Consider the following 17,139-nt stretch of genomic DNA (forward strand, 5'->3'; position numbering starts at 1 on the left):
GATACTCGCGGGGCTTCGACGGCTTCGGGGGAGGAAAGGGGGTCGGCGCGCGGCCCTAGGACGATCTGTCCAGGCCCAGGCGACGGCGGATGGAGGCGCGCGAGCGCGCCAGGATGAAGTCGGACTTGGTCGGGTCGGGCTCGGCGCGGGCCAGGGTCACGGCGCCCACCATCTCGGACAGCACCGAGCCGGCTTCCTCGAAAGCGTCCGGATGGCCCAGCGCCGCCAGGGGGCCGGCCAGGCCGGCCGTCAGCCGTTCGACACCCAGGGCGAAGCGCTCGCGTGACGGCGCCGCCAGGCGCGGCGCGTCCGTCGACAGGAACGGCAGCGGGCAGCCCGAACTGCGCGAGTCGCGGTGCGCCGGGGACAGGTAGAAGTCGATGTAGCTCTCCAGCGCCTCGCGCGGCGAGCCCTTGTCCAGGGCCTGGCTCAGCCGCTCCTGCCCCTCAACGAACATCTGGCCGATGGCGGCGGCGATGAAGTCGTCCTTGGAGGCGAAGTGGGCGTAGAAGCCGCCGTGGGTCAGACCGGCCTTGGCCATCACCTCGGCCACGCCGACCTTGTGCGGCCCCTGGGCGCGAATGGCCTTGGCGGCCTCCTTCAGCACCCGCTCGCGGGTCTTCTGCTTGTGTTCTGCGTCGTATCGCATGGGCGTCGAGCTCGTTGCCGGGGGCTTGCGGCCCCGTTGGTATGATACATATAATATTACGGTCGCCATTTTATCAAGAGGCGGCCCGTCGAAGCGCATCGAGGCTAGCCCATGACCGCCGTGTCGCCGCCCCTGAAAAGCGGCATGTTCCAGCGCCAGCGCGCCGACGAGCCGTTCGTGGCCCCGGCGGACCTGCCGACGGCCCGCAAGTTCCTGATCTTCGGCATCATGGCCTTCGGCCAGTTCATGGCCCTGATCGACATCCAGATCGTCGCCGCCTCGCTGAACGACGTCCAGGCGGGCCTGTCGGCCGGGCCGGACGAGATCAGCTGGGTGCAGACCGGCTACCTGATGGCCGAGCTGGTGATGATCCCGTTCTCGGCCTTCCTGGCCCAGGCGCTGTCCACCCGCTGGCTGTTCGCCCTGTCGGCCGGGCTGTTCACCGCCTCCAGCGCGCTGTGCGGCATCGCCTGGGACATCCAGTCGATGATCCTGTTCAGGGTGCTGCAGGGCTTCGTCGGCGGGGCCATGGTGCCGACGGTGTTCGCCACCGGATTCAGCCTGTTCTCGGGCAAACAGAGGGCCATGATCCCGGCCATCCTGGGCATGGTCTCGGTGCTTGCCCCGACCCTTGGTCCCACGGTCGGCGGCTGGCTGACCGACGCGGCCGGCTGGCGCTGGATCTTCTACATCAACATCCTGCCGGGCATCGCCGTGACCATTCTGTCGATCCTGGTGATCCGGGTCGACCGGCCGAACCTGACGATGCTGCAGAAGATCGACTATTCGCACCTGGCGGCGATGGCGGTGTTCCTCGGCGGCCTGGAGTACGTGCTGGAGGAAGGACCCCGCCACGAGTGGCTGAGCGACCCGGCGATCCAGATCGGCGCCTGGCTGTCGGTCACCGGATTCCTGCTGTTCCTGGAGCGGTCGTTCCGCTCCGGCGGCCCGATCGTACGGCTCTCGCCGTTCCGCAATTTGACCTTCGCCTTCGCCTGCGTGTTCAACCTTGTGATCGGCTTCGGCCTCTATGCCTCCACCTACCTGATCCCGGTTTTCCTGGGCCGGGTACGTGGCTACGATTCCCTGCAGATCGGCACGACCGTCTTCGTCACCGGCATCGCCCAGGTGTTGAGCACGGTGATCGCCGCGCGCGCCTCGCAGAGCGTCGACCAGCGCATCGTCATAACCTTCGGCCTGAGCCTGTTCGCCGCCAGCCTCTACTGGACCTCGCACCTGACGCCGGAGTGGGGGTTCGCCGCCTTCCTGGGGCCGCAGGCGCTGCGCGGCTTCGCCATCATGCTGTGCATCGTGCCCAGCGTGGGCATGGCCCTGGCCGGCTTCGAGGGCGTCGAGCTGCGCTACGCCTCCGGCCTGTTCAACCTGATGCGCAACCTCGGCGGCGCGATCGGCATCGCCGTGGTCAACACCTGGCTGCAGGACAACGCCCGCATCGTCGCCGCGCGCATCGGCGAGGGCCTGGGCGCCGCCGGCGGCCATGCGCCGGGGTTCATCGCCGGCTTCGGCCAGGCGATGGCCGAGCGCGGCGGCGACGCCAGCCAGGCGCTGCAGCTGGCGCAGGGCGAACTGGCCCGCGTGGTCGGTCGCCTGGCCCTGACCCAGGCGTTCAACGACACCTTCCGGCTGATGTCGTGGATCTTCCTGGCCGCCCTGGTGATGATCCCGTTCTGCCGCCCGCCGCCGCTGCCGGGCAAGGACGCCCCGCCCGTCGAAGCCCACTGATGTCCTTTCGAAAGCGAACCGCCATGTTCCGCCCCCTCGCCGCCTCCACGCTGGCCGTCGCCGCGCTGATGAGCGCCCTGCCCGCCGCCGCCTTCCAGGTTGGCCAGACGTACGAGCGCCCGCAGGTCGCCCTGCCGTCGGCGTACCGCAACGCCCCGCCGCCGGCGCAGGGCGCCGCCGAACTGGAGGCCTGGTGGGCCAGCTTCGGCGACCCCGAGCTGACCCGCATCGTCGAGCGCGCCCGCGCGCAGAACCTCGACCTGGAGCAGGCCCGCGCCCGGATCCTGCAGGCCCGCGCCCAGGTGAAGGTGGCGACGTCGCGCCTGCTGCCGTCCGGTGAACTGGGCGCCGCCGCGGCCAACCAGCAGCAGTCGCTGCTCAGCCCGATCGGGGCGATCGGCCAGCACCTGCCCGGCTACCGGCGCGAGACCGACCTCTACGACCTGGGCGCCTCCGCCAGCTGGGAGATCGACCTGTTCGGCGGCCTGCGACGCGGCCGCGAGGCGGCCCGCGCCGACGCCGCGGCCACCATCCTGCAGGGTGAGGCGGTGATGTTGTCGGTGACCGCCGAGGCGGCCGACGCCTACCTGCAGGCCAGGGCCTTGCAGGCCCGCGTGGCGGTGGCGAACCGGCAGTTGCAGACCCAGCGCGAGCTGGTCGACCTGCTGCAGCAGCGCGTCGCCCAGGGCATCGCCGCCGAGCGCGACCTGCACCAGGCGCAGGCCGCCCAGGAGGGGGTCGCCGCCTCGATCCCGCCGCTGCTCGCCGCGCTGGAAGCGCAGCTCAACCGGCTGGACGTGCTGATGGGCGCCGCGCCCGGGACCTATCGCGCCGAGCTGGAAACCGTGGCGCCGATCCCCGCCGCGCCGGCCCTGAGCGTTGCCGAGACGCCGGCCGATCTGCTGCGCCGCCGCCCCGACGTGATCGCCGCCGAGCAGCGCCTGGTGGCGGCCAACGCCCGGGTGGGCGTGGCCACCGCGGAGTACTATCCGAAGATCTCGATCTCCGGCCTGCTGGGGCTGGAAAGCGTCGATTCCAGCAACCTCTTCGCCGGCAACGCGGTGCAGCACCAGATCGGCGCCGGCCTGCGCTGGCGGCTGTTCGACTTCGGCCGGGTCGACGGCGAGGTGGCCGCGGCCAAGGGCGCCAAGGCCGAGGCGCTGGCGGCCTACCGGCAGTCCGTCCTCACCGCCGCCGCGGACGTCGAGAACGCCTTCTCCGACCTCGCCCAGCAGCAGGCCCGCGCCGCCGCCCTGCAGCGCCAGGTCGACGACCTCACCACCGCGCGGCGCCAGGCCGAACAGGCCTACGAGGGCGGCGTCGCCAGCCTGATCGAGGTGCGCGATACCGACCGCGACCTGTTGGCCGCCGCCGACCAACTGGTCCAGGCCAGGGCCGGCGCCGCCCGGGCCGCCGTGGCGGCCTACCGCGCCCTGGGCGGTGGCTGGACGCCGGCGGTTCCGGGCAAGGCCGCGGGGGGGCGCTAGGGCCTTCGGAGAGGGCGGAACCCCTCACCCTCCCAATCGCTGAACGCGATCGGGCCCCTCCCTCTCCCTGTGGGAGAGGTGAAGTTGAAAGACACCTCTCCCGGAGGGAGAGGGAGGGGCCCATTGCGTAGCAATGGGAGGGTGAGGGGTTCCGCCCTCGACGACCGACCCCTAATCGCGCAGGGCGAAGGTGATGGCCCGGGCGATCGAGGCGGGGACCACGCTCATGTGGTCTTCGGCCTGGAAGTTCTGGAACGCGGCCTTGTAGCCCGCGGCGCCCTTCAGGGTCACGAGGCGCTCGCCCAGTTCGCGGGCGTTGTCCACCATGCGGCCCAGCCGCATGCGCTCGGCCGCCGCCTCCAGCGTCATGCCCGGCGGCGCCACGCGCGGCGGGTCCTGCTCGGTGGCGCCGATGGTGACCAGCACCCGCGGCGTGATCTCGCCCGCCTCGACGGCGCGGGCGAAGGCCGCCTCGCCCTCCAGGATCGCCCGGCTGTTCCACCAGATCGACGGGCTGGAGATGGCGTAGGTGCGGAACGCCTTCGGCTCGGCGAACAGCACGGTCAGGGTGAAGAGGCCGCCCAGGGAGTGGCCGTAGAGGGTCTGGTCGTCGGGGTTGACCGGATAGGCCGCGGCGATCGCCGGGCGCAGCTCCTCCAGCAGGAAGCGGCGGAACTCGACCGCGCCGCCGTAGTCCGCCTCGCGCGGCTCCGGCATTCCCGGGATCGCGATCAGCGCCGACTTCGGCGTGGGCGGGGTGAGGTCGCGGTTGCGCAGCGCCATCAGCTGATCGTCCGCCGCATAGCCGACGCCCACCACGATCACCGGCTTGTCGCCGGAGATGGTCAGGGCCGTGGCGGTGGTCGCCGCCAGCGGGAAGGTCAGGTTGCCGTCGGTGACCGTGACCACCGGATAGCCGCCCTCGGGCGCCGGCCCGACGGGACGGGAGACATAGATCTGGTAGCTGCGGCCGCTGATCTTCGAGGCCATCTCGAACTGCCGTGCGCCGCGCAGGGTGACGGGTTCCGATCCGGGCAGGACATCGTGCGGCATGGCCATCTCTTCCAGGCTGGCGTTGGGGCGCCGACCTTCGGGGCGAAGCCCGCCGCTGGCAACCTCGCAATCGCCGGTCAGGCGAAATCGGCCGCCGTCAGCGCCGCGACCTTCGCCGGGTGGGTCTCGCGCAGGAAGCTCATCGCCGTGATGCCGATCGCCGCCGCGGCCATCAGGTACCAGGCCGGCGCCATCGGATTGTGCGTCACCTCGATCACCTTGCTGATCAGGGGCTGCGCCAGGCCGCCGAACACCGTCACCGCGACGGCGTAGATCACCGCCATGGCGGTCGAGCGCACGTTCTTCTGCAGCGACTCCGTCAGGGCCACCAGGGCGACGCCGACGCTGGTGGAGGAACAGGCGCTGATCACGCCGGTGGCCACGGTCAGGGTCACCGGATCGCGGTTGGCCACGATCAGCGCGAAGGCCGGCCAGGTGACCAGCAGCAGCAGGGTCCGCGCGGTGATCATCACCGGCTTGCGACCGTAGCGGTCGGCCAGCCAGCCGCCCAGCAGCGCGAAGACGATGCCGCTGATCCCGTTGGCCACCGAGGGACCGAAGCTGTCCTTGATGGCGATGTGCAGGGTCTGGGTGGCGTAGGTGGTCATGTACAGCAGCACGTAGGTCGAGGTGGTGAAGCTCATGATCATCGCCAGGCCCACCAGGATCGGCCGCAGCAGGCTGGCCGCGCCCGGCTCGACGTCGGCCGCCGAGATGGTGTCGGGCCGGTGCAGGGTTTCAGGCAGCCGCCGGCGCAGGATCAGGCCGAACGGCAGCACGATCGCCCCCAGCCCGAACGCGACCCGCCAGCCAAAGCTCTCCAGGTCGTGCGGGGTCAGGGCATGGGACATGGCAAAGCCGATCACCGCCCCGACCAGGGAGGCCACGGCCTGGCTGGCGCTCTGCCACGAGCCGATCAGCGCCCGGCTGCGCGTGGGCGCGGCCTCGATCAGGAAGGCCGTCGTCGGTCCAACCTCGCCGCCGAGGGCGAAGCCCTGGATCAGGCGGCACAGCACCAGCAGCGCCGGCGCCGCCGGCCCGATCGCGGCGTAGGGCGGGATCAGCACCAGGCCGATGATGCCGACACCCATCAGCACGAAGCTGAGCAGCATCGAGGGTCGCCGTCCCATGCGGTCGCCGACCGCGCCCAGCACGATGGCCCCGATCGGCCTGGCCACGAAGCCGATGCCGAAGGTCAGCAGCGAGCCCATCAGCTTGGTGAACCCGTCGTGGAACGGGAAGAACACATTGCCGATCTGCACGGCGAACAGGGCGTAGGTGGTGAAGTCGTAGAACTCCAGGGCATTGCCCATCACCGCCGCGGCGATCTGGCCGCCGCTGATCGCGCCCTGCGCTTCGGCCGCGCCCGCACTGTTCACTTCCGCCAAGACGCTTCCCCCACACGCAACACTGCACGGCCCTTCGGTCCGCAGAGACCCGTTGCGCGCGGACAGGTCAAGCCGGCGCCGCCGGAAGGTTGTCTATGGCAACGGATGAAGCACGCGCAGGCCGCCGAACATCAGCGCCGCCAGGCCGACACCCTCTGGGTGAGAACCCGCCGGGTTGTCGTCACGAAAGGTTGCAAATTGGCGCCGATCAGCCTGGCGCCGCGATCAGGCGACGCGGGGCGGCGGCTCAATCGTAGGTCAGCGACGGGTACCAGCTGGGATCGCGCCCCTCGGGCGTCTGGTCGAGCACGGTCCACAGCGGGGCCGGATCGGGCGCCCCGCGCGGGTCCTGGCCGGGATCGGCGGTCTGGCCGGTCATCTCGCCGGACCAGAAGTGGCGGATGGTCCCGTCGCGGCGGGTGAACACATTCTGCGCCGGGATCTCCGAGCCGTCCGGCAGCACGCCGCCCCGTTCGCGCGAATAGGCGTCGTTCAGGTCCTGGTAGAGCCGCAGATGTTTCCAGCCGCGCTCGGCCTTCCAGGCCTTGAGCTTCTCGATCGGCGAGCGGGCGATCACCACCAGCGACACCTTCTGGCCGATGTCGGCGGCGTTGCCCTCCCAGGCGCCCAGCAGGTTGGTGCACATCGGGCAGGGCCGCTCGCGCTGTGGGCCGAACATGTAGCTGTAGGCGACGAGGGTCTGCTTGTCGCCGAACAGGCCCGCCAGGTCGGTCTCCCGGCCGTCCTCGCCCAGGAAGCGATAGTCGCCCGCGACCTGTGGACCGGGCGGCAGGGCGCGGCGCTGTTCCGCCACCCGGGCGAGATGGCGGCGCAGCTCGATCTCCTCCGCCAGCAGGGCGGTGCGCGCCGCCCGGTATTCGGCGCTCTCGCCAGGAATGCGCACGGGATTGTCGCGCGCCAGGTCCTTGGCCGGGGTCAGGGTCTGGGTGTTTCCGTCCATCGGAGGCTCCTGCGTCTGTCCGCTTGAGGGGGTGTCAGCTGGCCTGGGGCTCGGGCCGCGGGCCGGTCGGCATGGTGTCGAACACGGTGACGCCCTCCGGCAGCGTCGCCCAGGCGGGACGGCGGGCGTTGAACAGCGCCATCGTCGGCTTGAACCGCTCGGGACGGTCCAGGGATCCCGCGTAGATCGTGTGGCTGTCGTCGACGCCGTAGCGGCCGCCGAACACCAGGCTGCCGCAGGTCGGGCAGATGTTGCGCACCGCCTCGCCGCCGTTCCAGGCGCGGCTGATCACGTGCCGGGTCTCGCCGGTGACGGTCACCGCGGCGGCGGCAAAGCCCATGAACGGCATGAAGCCCGAGCCCGACGCCTTGCGGCAGTCTTCGCAGTAGCAATGCCCGGCGAACTGCGGCTCGCCCCGCGCCTCGTAGCGCAGCGCCCCGCACAGGCAGCCGCCGACATAGGGGGTCTCGGCCATGCTCGCTCCTCGTCTTGCTTGTGAGGATGACGCCCGAGAGGGCCGAAAAGCGACAGGAGCGGCGAAAATTTTCGCCCTCCCCTTCTTTCACTGTCATCCCGGAAAGCCGCGTCAGCGGCTTATCCGGGATCGCCGGAAACGCTGGCGCATGACCGCGGTAGCGGGCGACGGCGTCTGCCGCGGTCCCGGATATTCGCTACGCGAATTCCGGGATGACAGATGTTTTTGAAAAGGGCTGAGCTAGGCCTTCGCCCGCGCGATCTCGTCCTCGACGTCGCGCAGCTGGTCCTTGCCGAAGAACATCTCGTCGCCGACGAAGAAGGTGGGGGAACCGAACGTGCCGCGGGCGACGGAAGCTTCGGTGTTGGCCAGCAGGCGCGCCTTGGCGTCGGGCTCCTGGGCGCGGGCCAGCAGGCGTTCGCCGTCGAGGCCGGAGGCGTCGAGCGCCGCCCTGACCACCGCCGGATCGTCCATCTTCTTGGGATCCTCCCACATGTGGTGGTAGGCGGCCTCGACGTAGGGGCCCAGCGTCCCGTCGAGCTCGCAGCCGGCGGCGATGCGCATCAGCATCAGGGTGTTGACCGGGAAGAACGGGTTGAACCGGTAGCGGGTGATGCCGTGCGCCTTGAGGAAGCGCTGGGTCTGCAGCGCCTCGAACTGCGGCTTGTTCCTGATCCCGGCCAGGCTCTCGGCCGGCGAGCGGTTGCCGGTCGCCTTGAACACCCCGCCCAGCAGCACCGGCACGTAGCGGAACGTGGCGCCGGTGCGCGCCTCGATCTGCGGGATCACCAGGTGGCTGAGGTAGGCGTTGGGGCTGCCGAAGTCGAAGTGGAATTCCACGGTGGGAGCGGTCACCAGCGTTCTCCATAGGGCCGAAGGTCGAGCTCGAAGGTCCAGCCGTCGCGGTGCTGGCTGTGCAGCGTCCAGTAGGCCTCGGCGATCGAGGCCGGGTTCATCAGCTGATCCGGCTCGGTGATCTCGCCGCCGCCCGCCGCGCGGCGCCGCTCGCGCACCCAGGCGGTGTCGACCCCGGAATCGATCACCAGGTGGGCGACGTGGATGTTCTGCGGCCCGAGTTCGCGGGCCATGGCCTGGGCCACCGCCCGCAGGCCGAACTTGGCGCTGGCGAAGGCGGCGTAACCGATCCCGCCGCGCATCGAGGCCGTGGCGCCGGTGAAGAAGATCGAGCCCCTGCCGTGCTCCAGCATGTGCCGGGCCGCCTCGCGGCCGGTCAGGAAGCCGCCGTAGCAAGCCATTTCCCACACCTTGCGGAACACCCGCTCGGTGGTCTCCAGGATCGGGAAGTTGACGTTGGCGCCGACGTTGAAGATGCACACCTCCAGCGGCGCGATGGCGTTGGCCTCCTCCAGGAAGGCGGCGATATCCTCCTCCTTGCGGGCGTCCAGCGAGCGGGCGTGGCAGACGCCACCCGCCGCCTCGATCTCGGCCTTCAGCGGGGCCAGCTGGTCGCCGTTCCGCCGGCCGACCACGACCTGATAGCCCTCGGCGGCGAACTTCCGGGCGATGGCCGAGCCGATGTAGTCGCCGGCGCCGACGATGGCGGCCGTGGCGTTGCGGGATGTCACGTGAGCGCTCCTGCCTTGGTTGGACCCTGTGGGACGGCCCTGGCGGCGATAAGTCAGTTCTTTTTTGGAACTGTCAACGATGTTATGACCATCCCGGTGACGGAGATGGCGCGATGAAGTGGGACACCCTGGAGGACGAGGCCTGTTCGGTGGCCCGGACCGTGTCGGTGATCGGCGACCGCTGGACGCTGCTGATCCTGCGCGACTGCTTCCTGCGCGTGCGCCGCTTCGAGGCGTTCCAGGCGCGGCTCGGCATCACCCGCCACCTGCTGGCGGCGCGGCTGAAGAAGCTGGTGGAAGCCGGGGTGCTGAAGAAGGTCCCCTATCAGGCCCGGCCGCTGCGGCACGAGTATGTGCTGACCCCCAGGGGCCTCGACCTGCACCCGGTGATCATGGGCATCGTCCACTGGGGCGACGTGCACATGGCCGGCGAGGCCGGCCGGCCGCTGCTGCACCGGCATCGGACGTGCGGCTGCCTGTTCGACCCGGTGATGGTCTGCTCGGAATGCGCCGAGCCGCTGAGCGCGCGGGACGTGATCGTCGAGCCCGGCCCCGGCGCCGCCAGGGGCTTGCTCCCCGCTTCGTGACATGATTGCGAAAATGCGGCGAAACAAGCGCTGCCGTACTTGACAGCCCAGCGGGCCTTCGGGAAACCTTCAACTCGCGCTTGTGTGCGCATTTCTTGGGGGGTCTTTTCCATTATGAAGCTTATTCCGATCCTGGCGCTCGCCGCGCTGGGCGCGAACCTTGCCGCCTGCGCCACCGTCGTGCGCGGCACCACCACCCGTTTCGAGGTGTCTTCCGAGCCGCCGGGCGCCGAAGTCCACGCCAGCAACGGCTTCAGCTGCCAGTCGACGCCTTGCACCTTCCGCCTGTCGCGCAAGGACGCCTTCGACGTCAGCGTCACAAAGCCGGGCTTCGAGAAGCAGACCGTGCACGTCCGCTCGCACGCCGCCGGCGCCGGCGTGGCGGAGATGACCGCAGGCAACTTCCTGCTCGGGGGCGTGATCGGCGCGGGGGTCGACGCGGCGAGCGGCGCCACCAACGACCTCGAACCCAACCCGCTGAAGGTCAAGCTGGTCCCCGTGGCCCAGGCTGAAGCGGCCAAGCCGGCCGAGACCTCCGCCGCCACCGCGGCGCCGGCGGCGGCGGTTCAGCCCGCCTCGGCTCCGGCGCCCGCCGCACCGGCCGCGGCGCCGTCGAACCCGTAGAGCCCAGCGGGCCGCCGCCCCGGCGGCGGCCCCTTTCCGGCGGCGCTTCCCGCTTCTAAGGTCAGGCTTCAGGGCCTCGCGCCGGGAGTCTTCGCCATGCGTATCGCCGCTGCTCTACTGGCCCTCTCGGCCTGTCTGATCACCGCACCGGGCCTCGCGGCCGCCGCGCCGATTTCCGCTGCCGTGGCCATCGCCCAGGATCCGCCGGCCGACGCCGCCCATCCGGCGCGGATGGAGGTGATCCACGTGCCTACCGGCGGCGGGCTGAAGGTGAACGGCATCGTCTATGTCGCCGCCGGCCCCGGCCCGCACCCGACCCTGCTGCTGTTCCACGGCCTACCGGGCAACGAGCGCAACCTCGACCTGGCCCAGGCCGTGCGCCGCGCCGGCTGGAACGTGGTGGCGATCAACTACCGTGGCTCCTGGGGCAGTCCCGGCGCGTTCAGCTTCGCCCAGAACCTGGAGGACGCCCGCGCCGCCCTGGCGTTCGCCCGCGATCCGGCCAACGCCGGCCCGCTGCAGATCGACACCGGACGCATCGCCATCGCCGGCCACAGCATGGGCGGCTGGGTGACCGCCGAGACCCTGGCGGTCGAGCCCGGCCTGCTGGGCGGCCTGACCATCTCCGCCGGCGACATGGGCGCCATCGGCCAACTGGCGCGGCGCGACCGCGCCAAGGCCGTGGCGCTGATGGCCGACAACCGCGAATCGCTGAACGCCTCCGCCGAGGCCATGGCCGACGAGGCGGCGGCGCATGCCGACGACTGGGGCTTCGCGGCGCTGGCGCCCAAGCTGAAGGACCGGCGGCTGCAGGTGCTCTACAGCGACGACTTCGTGAAGGCCGACTCCGAGGGCCTGGTCGCGGCGGTGAAGGCCGCCGGCGGAACCCAGGTCACCAGCGCCCACGCGCCCACCGACCACAGCTGGTCCGACCACCGCATCGCCCTGGAGACCCTGGTGATCGACTGGCTGAACGACCTGCCGGGCGCGCCCTAGCCGGCGCTCTCACCCTTCTGTCATCCCGGAATCGGCGCAGCCGATATCCAGGACCGCGGCAAGCGCTGGCGCTTGCCAAAGCCCGGCCCACGGCAGCGCCCGTGGCGGTCCCGGATATGCGCTGACGCGCATTCCGGGATGACAGAGGTTAGGGCGTTGGCCGAGCGCTGCGACGTCCGCCCGCCCCGGCCAGCCCCAACGCCACCACCGTGAACCCCGCGGCCAGGAACATGGTCAGCCCGGACCAAGCGGGGGCCCTGCCCGCCGCGATCGACCAGGCGAACAGCTGGGTCAGGGCGATCGGGGCGGTGGCGCTGGTCAGGCTGGCGATGGCCGCGACGGCGCCCTGCAGCCGACCCTGTTCGTCCTCACCCACCCTGGCCGAGAGCAGCGCCTGAATTGCGGGGCCAGCGACACCGCCGAGCACGATCGGCAGGTTGGCGGCCCAGAACCAGGGGCTGACCGCGGCCAGGCCCATGGCGACCAGGCCAGCCACCTGCAGCGCCAGCCCGCCCAGGGCCGCGACGCGCTCGCCGAACCGCCGGGCCGCCCAGCCTGCGCCCACCGCCTGGACGGCGATGCTGGCCGGGCCCAGCACGGCGCAGAACAGGCCGAAGTCCAGCGCCGACCAGCCGTAGCGGTGGGCGGTATAGAGCACCAGCATGTTGTCCTTGGCCTGGAACGCCAGCCAGGTGAAGAACAGCGCCGCCGCCAGGGGGGCGACGCCCCCGCGGCCGAGAAGGCCCAGGCCGCTGAGCGGGACCAGGCCGCGCCAGTCGGGCGCGGCGCGCCTGTCCGCCGGCAGCGACTCCGGCAGCGCCAGCAGCCCCCACAGAGCGGCCGCGCCCGACATCGCCGCCGCCAGCCAGAACGGCGCGCGCAGGCTGAGGCCTGCGCTCAGCCCGCCCAGCGCCGGTCCGATCGTGACCGCGCTCCAGATCGCCGCGCTGACCCAGCCGAAGCGGCGCGCGCGATCCTCCGGGGCGGTGACGTCGGCCACATAGGCCATCGCCGCCGCCTGGCCGCCACAGGTGACGCCGCACAGCACCCGGCCGGCCATCAGCCAGCCGATGTTTGGCGCCAGCGCGTTCATCACCAGCTCGACCCCGACGAACAGCATCGAGACCACGATCACCGGCCGCCGGCCGAAACGGTCGGATAGCCGCCCCAGGATGCCGGCGGCGACGAACTGCGGGGCGGCCCAGGCCACTTCCAGATAGCCGGTCCAGCGCGCGGCCTGCGCCATGTCGCCGCCCAGCAGGCGTTGCGCCAGCCGCGGCAGGACCGGAAACGAGATCGACTGCGCCAGGCTGTCGAGAAACACCACCACGATGACCAGGGCGACGGCCGCGGTCCGGCCGCCCGCCCTCTCGGTTGAACGAAGCATCAGGGATCACCCTGCGAGGCCGGCGCCCTTGTGCGCCGGCGTGACGAGACCTCCAGCCGCGGAGGCGGCTGGCGCGAACCTGCGCGGTCGGTCGGGGCGGCTCGCCCCGCGCGCGGTCTCAGGCCTTCAGTCGTTCGAACATCGCCATGGCGCGAAGCCTAACGGGTGCGGCGCCTACAAGTCCACCACCTCGCAGCCCAGTTCCTCCGCCATCAGTCCGGCGACGATGCGGCGGTGGCAGCGGGCGGCGTCGGCCTCGAAGCACAGCAGCGCGGCGGGTTTGTCGCGGGCGATGGCGATCGCCTCGGCCAGCGCCTTCTGCGCGGCGGGCTCTGCCATGTGCGCGTTGAAGATGTCGTGCATCTCGGCGATGCGGCCGTGGCGGGCGGCGTCGCGGCCGGGCTTGGGCGTGCCGAGCTGGCGCAGGTGGCGATAGGCGATGCCGGCCTCGTTCAGCGAGGCGGCCAGCACGGTCTTGGAAAAGCCGGCCCGGCGCGAGGCGGCCACCGCGCGCACGTCGATCAGCACCTTCACCCCGGCGGCCCTAAGCCGGCCGATCACGTCCGGCTGCGTCGCGGCCTCGTAGCCGATCGTGGCGAGGCGGGGCGGGCTCATCCGTGTGGCGGGGGCGGCGGCGGAGGGCCGGCGCGGGGGCCGATGGTGTCGATGACCCCGCGGGCGTCATAGGCGTCGGGCCCCGCCGGCTTGGCGCCGCGGCCCAGCAGCACCTCGATCGAGCTGCGCACCACCGGTCCGCCCGACAGGTCGTAGCTGGAGCCCACGCCGAAGCCGCCATGGCGGCCGAAGCTGCCGGTGCCGAACGACACCGTGGCCCCCGATCGCGGCGGCCGGGCGTCGTCGAAGCGATCGGTGATGCGGAACCAGTCATAGCCGTCGCGCACGGTGATCTGCGCGGCGCGCAGCAGCACGTATTCGTGCACCTGCTGCGGCGGGCCGTCGCCGCCCTGGAAGGTCACGCGGTAGCGGCCGGGCTCGATGCGCTGTTCGGCGTAGCCCACAGAGTCGGGCGAGGTCGCCGCCTGGTAGGCGGTGGTGGTTTCGCACGCCGCCAGCGCCACGCAGCCGGCGGCGATCAGCAGGATGCGCTTCATCGCGGATCTCCTTCGCCGTTCCAATGGTCACGCGGTCGGGTCGTTCCCGCAAGAGCGCGCGAAACTGGGCAACGGCACAGGCCGTTGTTCGGCCGAGGCTTTCGCCTCCGGCAAAGGGATGACGATCATGGTTGGCGATACTCTGCACGGCCGCAAGGTGGCGGTGCTGGCGACGGATGGCTTCGAACAGGTGGAGCTCACCCGGCCGGTGGAAGCGCTGAAGGCCGCCGGCGCCCAGGTCGAGGTGATCGCGCCGAAGGCGGGCCGCATCCAGGGCTACAACCATCATGACAAGGGCGACAGCGTGACGGTGGACCGCGACCTGGCCCACGCCGACGCGGGGTCCTACGACGCCATCGTCCTGCCGGGCGGGGTTATGAATCCGGACGCCCTGCGGCTGGAGTCCAGGGCGGTCGACTTCGTGCGCGCCTTCGCTGAGGCCGGCAAGCCGATCGCCGCCATCTGTCACGGCCCCTGGACGCTGATCAACGCCGAGGCGGTCGAGGGCAGGCGGATGACCTCCTGGCCGTCGCTGAAGGCCGACCTGCGCAACGCCGGCGCCGAGTGGGTTGACGAGGAGGTGGTGGTCGACCGGGGCCTGGTCACCTCGCGCAAGCCCGACGACCTGCCGGCCTTCTGCGCCAAGATGATCGAGGCGTTCGCCGAAGGGCGGCGCTGACGGTCCGCCTCGCCCCTCGCCGCGAGGCCTGAACCCCTCACCTTCCCAATCGCTGATCGCGATTGGGGCCCTCCCTCTCCCTATGGGAGAGGTGAACTAAAACGTTGCCGGCGCTAAGAAATCCCCTCTCCCATTGGGAGAGGGAGGGGCCCAAGGTCGGCGCGACGCGTCGAGCTTGGGAGGGTGAGGGGCTCCGCCCGCGCCGGGCAAATCCGTCTCCCCTACCCCCGCGGATACAGGATCATCTGCGTGCAGCGGAACACGGCCAGGGTCTTGCCCGTGCCGGCGTTGGTCAGGGTGGCGTCCCAGATCTGGGTGGAGCGGCCGCCGTGCAGCAGTTCGGCCCGGCATTCCACCTCGCCTTCCAGCAGGGTGCCCATGAAGTTGCACTTCACCTCGACGGTGGTGAAGCCGTTGGAGCCCTCGTTCCACACCGTGGAGACGCCGTAGGCGCAGAGGATGTCGGCGATCGACAGCAGCGAGCCGGCCAGCAGGTAGCCGGTGTGCGCCACCAGGTCCTGGCGCACCTTGAAGCGGCCCACGACCTTGCCCGGCGCGACCTCGGTGACCACCAGGCCGATGTGTTCGGGCAGCTTGCCGACGTTGGCGCGGTTCAGGTCCTCGACGGAGGTGCGGTTGCTGGTCGCCGGCATGGTGGTCCCCTGGTTTTCCTCGCCTCTAGCGCGCGACGCGGCGCAAGGCGACGCGAAAGGAGACTCGCGACTTCAGGTGATCTATGTTCACCTGCACATACCGAACTTTCGAGGGGGAGCTGGGGGCGCACATGGCCGTGGAGCATTTCGACGTACTGGTGGTGGGCGCGGGCCTGTCCGGCATCGGCGCGGGCTACTTCCTGAAGACCCGCTGCCCGAACAAGCGATTCGCGATCTTCGAGGGCCGGGCGGCCATGGGCGGCACCTGGGACCTGTTCCGCTATCCCGGGATCCGGTCGGACAGCGACATGTACACCCTGGGCTATGCCTTCAAGCCCTGGACCGAGGCCAAGGCGATCGCCGATGGCCCCTCGATCCTCAAATACGTCAAGGAAACGGCCGCCGAGTACGGCCTCGACCGCCTGGTGCGCTACGAGCACAAGGTCAGGCGCGCCGCCTGGAGCTCGGCCGACGCCCGCTGGACGATCGACTACGAGGTCGGCCCGGAGAAGACGCCGCGCCAGGTGACCTGCAGCTTCCTGCACATGTGCACCGGCTATTACAGCTACGCGCGCGGCTATCGCCCGCATTTCGAGGGCGAGGAAGCCTTCAAGGGCCCGATCATCGAGCCGCAGTTCTGGCCGCAGGACCTGGACTACTCCGGCAAGCGGGTGGTGGTGATCGGCTCGGGCGCCACGGCCATGACCCTGGTCCCGGCGATGTCGGACAAGGCCGCCCACGTCACCATGCTGCAGCGCTCGCCGACCTACGTTGTCTCGCGCCCCGCCGAGGACGCCTTCGCCAACAGGCTTCGCGCCAGCCTGCCCGGCAAGCTGGCCTACACCATCACCCGCTGGCGCAACGTGCTGTTCGGCATGATGTTCTTCCGCATGGCGCGCAAGGACCCGGACAAGGTCAAGGCCGGCATCCTGAAGATGGTGCGCGACGAGCTGGGCCCCGACTACGACGTCGATACCCACTTCACCCCGCGCTACAACCCCTGGGACCAGCGGCTGTGCCTGGTGCCGGACGCCGACCTGTTCGCCTCGATCAAGGCCGGCCGCACCTCGGTGGTGACCGACCATATCGATCACTTCACGGCCGAGGGCATCGTGCTGAAGTCCGGCCAGACCCTGCCCGCCGACGTGGTCGTCTCGGCCACCGGCCTCGACCTGCAGGTGCTCAGCGGCCTTGAGGTCAGCGTCGACGGCGCGCCGGTGAACTTCGCCGAGACCTTCAACTACAAGGGGATGATGTTCTCGGGGGTGCCGAACCTGACGTCGACCTTCGGCTACACCAACGCCTCGTGGACGCTGAAGGCCGACCTGACGGCCGAGTACCTGTGCCGCATGCTGGGCCACATGGACCGCCACGGGTACGTCGAAGCTCGGCCGGTGAACGACGATCCCGACATGAAGGCCCTGCCCTGGCTGGACTTCAGCTCCGGCTACGTCACCCGGGCGATGGACAAGTTCCCCAAGCAAGGCGACCGCGCGCCCTGGAAGGTGCACCAGAACTACGCCCTCGACCTGCTGGCCTTCCGCTATGGCCGGCTGGAGGACGGGGCGATGCGGTTCTCCAAGGCCGGCCAGGCCCCCGCGGTCGCGCCCGCGGCGGCCGAGCCGGAGGCGGTGGCGGCGTAGGGGCCGGAGTCCGGCTGGAGCCCCCTTCCCCCGCTTCGCGGGTACTTCCCCCAGTGGGGGAAGAGAACAGCAGCTTCAGCACACATCCTCTTCCCCCCTTGGGGGAAGTACGGCCG

At 70.8% G+C, this 17,139-nt stretch carries 18 protein-coding genes; 7 read left to right on the forward strand and 11 right to left on the reverse strand.

Translation table 11 applies throughout. The features are described 5' to 3' along the window. Positions 1 to 55 precede the first annotated feature (55 nt). Positions 56 to 649, reverse strand: coding sequence for a TetR/AcrR family transcriptional regulator (locus ACO2Q3_RS05665; protein WP_423305561.1), 594 nt, complete (start codon positions 647 to 649; stop codon positions 56 to 58). Between the two features lie 111 nt (positions 650 to 760). On the opposite strand from ACO2Q3_RS05665, the gene ACO2Q3_RS05670 reads away from it, so the two are divergent. Both ACO2Q3_RS05670 and ACO2Q3_RS05675 read left to right on the forward strand, forming a co-directional pair. Further along, positions 761 to 2,392 (forward strand): DHA2 family efflux MFS transporter permease subunit, encoded by a 1,632-nt coding sequence (locus ACO2Q3_RS05670; RefSeq protein ID WP_423305562.1) that lies wholly within the window; start codon positions 761 to 763, stop codon positions 2,390 to 2,392. 23 nt (positions 2,393 to 2,415) lie between these two features. Beyond that, positions 2,416 to 3,879 carry an efflux transporter outer membrane subunit gene (locus ACO2Q3_RS05675; protein ID WP_423305563.1) on the forward strand — a complete coding sequence of 488 codons (1,464 nt, stop codon included), beginning with the start codon at positions 2,416 to 2,418 and terminating at the stop codon, positions 3,877 to 3,879. Between the two features lie 171 nt (positions 3,880 to 4,050). On the opposite strand, the gene ACO2Q3_RS05680 is transcribed toward ACO2Q3_RS05675, so the two are convergent. The 6 genes from ACO2Q3_RS05680 to ACO2Q3_RS05705 form a co-directional block, all read right to left on the reverse strand. Beyond that, a complete protein-coding gene (locus ACO2Q3_RS05680) occupies positions 4,051 to 4,932 on the reverse strand; it encodes an alpha/beta hydrolase (RefSeq protein ID WP_423305564.1) in 882 nt (293 codons plus the stop codon). 77 nt (positions 4,933 to 5,009) lie between these two features. Then, positions 5,010 to 6,311: an MFS transporter gene (locus tag ACO2Q3_RS05685; RefSeq protein ID WP_423305659.1), complete on the reverse strand. Its 1,302-nt coding sequence runs from the start codon at positions 6,309 to 6,311 to the stop codon at positions 5,010 to 5,012. 256 nt (positions 6,312 to 6,567) lie between these two features. Next, positions 6,568 to 7,281 carry a DUF899 family protein gene (locus ACO2Q3_RS05690; protein ID WP_423305565.1) on the reverse strand — a complete coding sequence of 238 codons (714 nt, stop codon included), beginning with the start codon at positions 7,279 to 7,281 and terminating at the stop codon, positions 6,568 to 6,570. A 34-nt stretch (positions 7,282 to 7,315) separates the two neighbouring features. Then, complete coding sequence (locus ACO2Q3_RS05695) at positions 7,316 to 7,756, reverse strand: GFA family protein (protein WP_423305566.1); 441 nt, start codon at positions 7,754 to 7,756, stop codon at positions 7,316 to 7,318. Between the two features lie 240 nt (positions 7,757 to 7,996). Continuing rightward, positions 7,997 to 8,611, reverse strand: a complete 615-nt coding sequence (locus ACO2Q3_RS05700) for a 2-hydroxychromene-2-carboxylate isomerase (RefSeq protein ID WP_423305567.1) — start codon at positions 8,609 to 8,611, stop codon at positions 7,997 to 7,999. After that, positions 8,608 to 9,342 carry an SDR family oxidoreductase gene (locus ACO2Q3_RS05705; RefSeq protein ID WP_423305568.1) on the reverse strand — a complete coding sequence of 245 codons (735 nt, stop codon included), beginning with the start codon at positions 9,340 to 9,342 and terminating at the stop codon, positions 8,608 to 8,610. Before ACO2Q3_RS05705 ends, ACO2Q3_RS05700 begins: the two co-directional genes overlap by 4 nt. A 113-nt stretch (positions 9,343 to 9,455) precedes the next feature. On the opposite strand from ACO2Q3_RS05705, the gene ACO2Q3_RS05710 reads away from it, so the two are divergent. The 3 genes from ACO2Q3_RS05710 (at position 9,456) to ACO2Q3_RS05720 (ending at position 11,549) form a co-directional block, all read left to right on the forward strand. Continuing rightward, positions 9,456 to 9,929 (forward strand): winged helix-turn-helix transcriptional regulator, encoded by a 474-nt coding sequence (locus ACO2Q3_RS05710; RefSeq protein ID WP_423305569.1) that lies wholly within the window; start codon positions 9,456 to 9,458, stop codon positions 9,927 to 9,929. A 114-nt stretch (positions 9,930 to 10,043) separates the two neighbouring features. Further along, positions 10,044 to 10,553, forward strand: a complete 510-nt coding sequence (locus tag ACO2Q3_RS05715) for a translation initiation factor 2 (RefSeq protein ID WP_423305570.1) — start codon at positions 10,044 to 10,046, stop codon at positions 10,551 to 10,553. 96 nt (positions 10,554 to 10,649) lie between these two features. Next, complete coding sequence (locus tag ACO2Q3_RS05720; RefSeq protein WP_423305571.1) at positions 10,650 to 11,549, forward strand: alpha/beta hydrolase family protein; 900 nt, start codon at positions 10,650 to 10,652, stop codon at positions 11,547 to 11,549. A 148-nt stretch (positions 11,550 to 11,697) separates the two neighbouring features. Here ACO2Q3_RS05720 and ACO2Q3_RS05725 read toward each other — a convergent pair whose 3' ends face one another. The 3 genes from ACO2Q3_RS05725 to ACO2Q3_RS05735 all read right to left on the reverse strand — a co-directional run bounded on the left by ACO2Q3_RS05725 (position 11,698) and on the right by ACO2Q3_RS05735 (position 14,048). Beyond that, positions 11,698 to 12,936 carry an MFS transporter gene (locus tag ACO2Q3_RS05725; protein ID WP_423305572.1) on the reverse strand — a complete coding sequence of 413 codons (1,239 nt, stop codon included), beginning with the start codon at positions 12,934 to 12,936 and terminating at the stop codon, positions 11,698 to 11,700. 174 nt (positions 12,937 to 13,110) lie between these two features. After that, a complete protein-coding gene (locus tag ACO2Q3_RS05730; protein ID WP_423305573.1) occupies positions 13,111 to 13,551 on the reverse strand; it encodes a DUF488 family protein in 441 nt (146 codons plus the stop codon). Next, positions 13,548 to 14,048 (reverse strand): CC0125/CC1285 family lipoprotein, encoded by a 501-nt coding sequence (locus tag ACO2Q3_RS05735; protein WP_423305574.1) that lies wholly within the window; start codon positions 14,046 to 14,048, stop codon positions 13,548 to 13,550. Before ACO2Q3_RS05735 ends, ACO2Q3_RS05730 begins: the two co-directional genes overlap by 4 nt. Before the next feature lie 127 nt (positions 14,049 to 14,175). Here ACO2Q3_RS05735 and ACO2Q3_RS05740 point away from each other — a divergent pair, with 127 nt between their 5' ends. Next, the gene (locus ACO2Q3_RS05740) at positions 14,176 to 14,727 is read left to right on the forward strand and encodes a type 1 glutamine amidotransferase domain-containing protein (protein ID WP_423305575.1); all 552 of its coding nucleotides are present in this window, start codon (positions 14,176 to 14,178) and stop codon (positions 14,725 to 14,727) included. Between the two features lie 221 nt (positions 14,728 to 14,948). On the opposite strand, the gene ACO2Q3_RS05745 is transcribed toward ACO2Q3_RS05740, so the two are convergent. After that, positions 14,949 to 15,380, reverse strand: coding sequence for a PaaI family thioesterase (locus tag ACO2Q3_RS05745; RefSeq protein WP_423305576.1), 432 nt, complete (start codon positions 15,378 to 15,380; stop codon positions 14,949 to 14,951). A 131-nt stretch (positions 15,381 to 15,511) separates the two neighbouring features. On the opposite strand from ACO2Q3_RS05745, the gene ACO2Q3_RS05750 reads away from it, so the two are divergent. Beyond that, positions 15,512 to 17,023: a flavin-containing monooxygenase gene (locus ACO2Q3_RS05750; RefSeq protein ID WP_423305577.1), complete on the forward strand. Its 1,512-nt coding sequence runs from the start codon at positions 15,512 to 15,514 to the stop codon at positions 17,021 to 17,023. Positions 17,024 to 17,139 lie beyond the last annotated feature (116 nt).

This window comes from Caulobacter sp. KR2-114, from assembly GCF_049446115.1.
GTDB lineage: Bacteria > Pseudomonadota > Alphaproteobacteria > Caulobacterales > Caulobacteraceae > Acaudatibacter.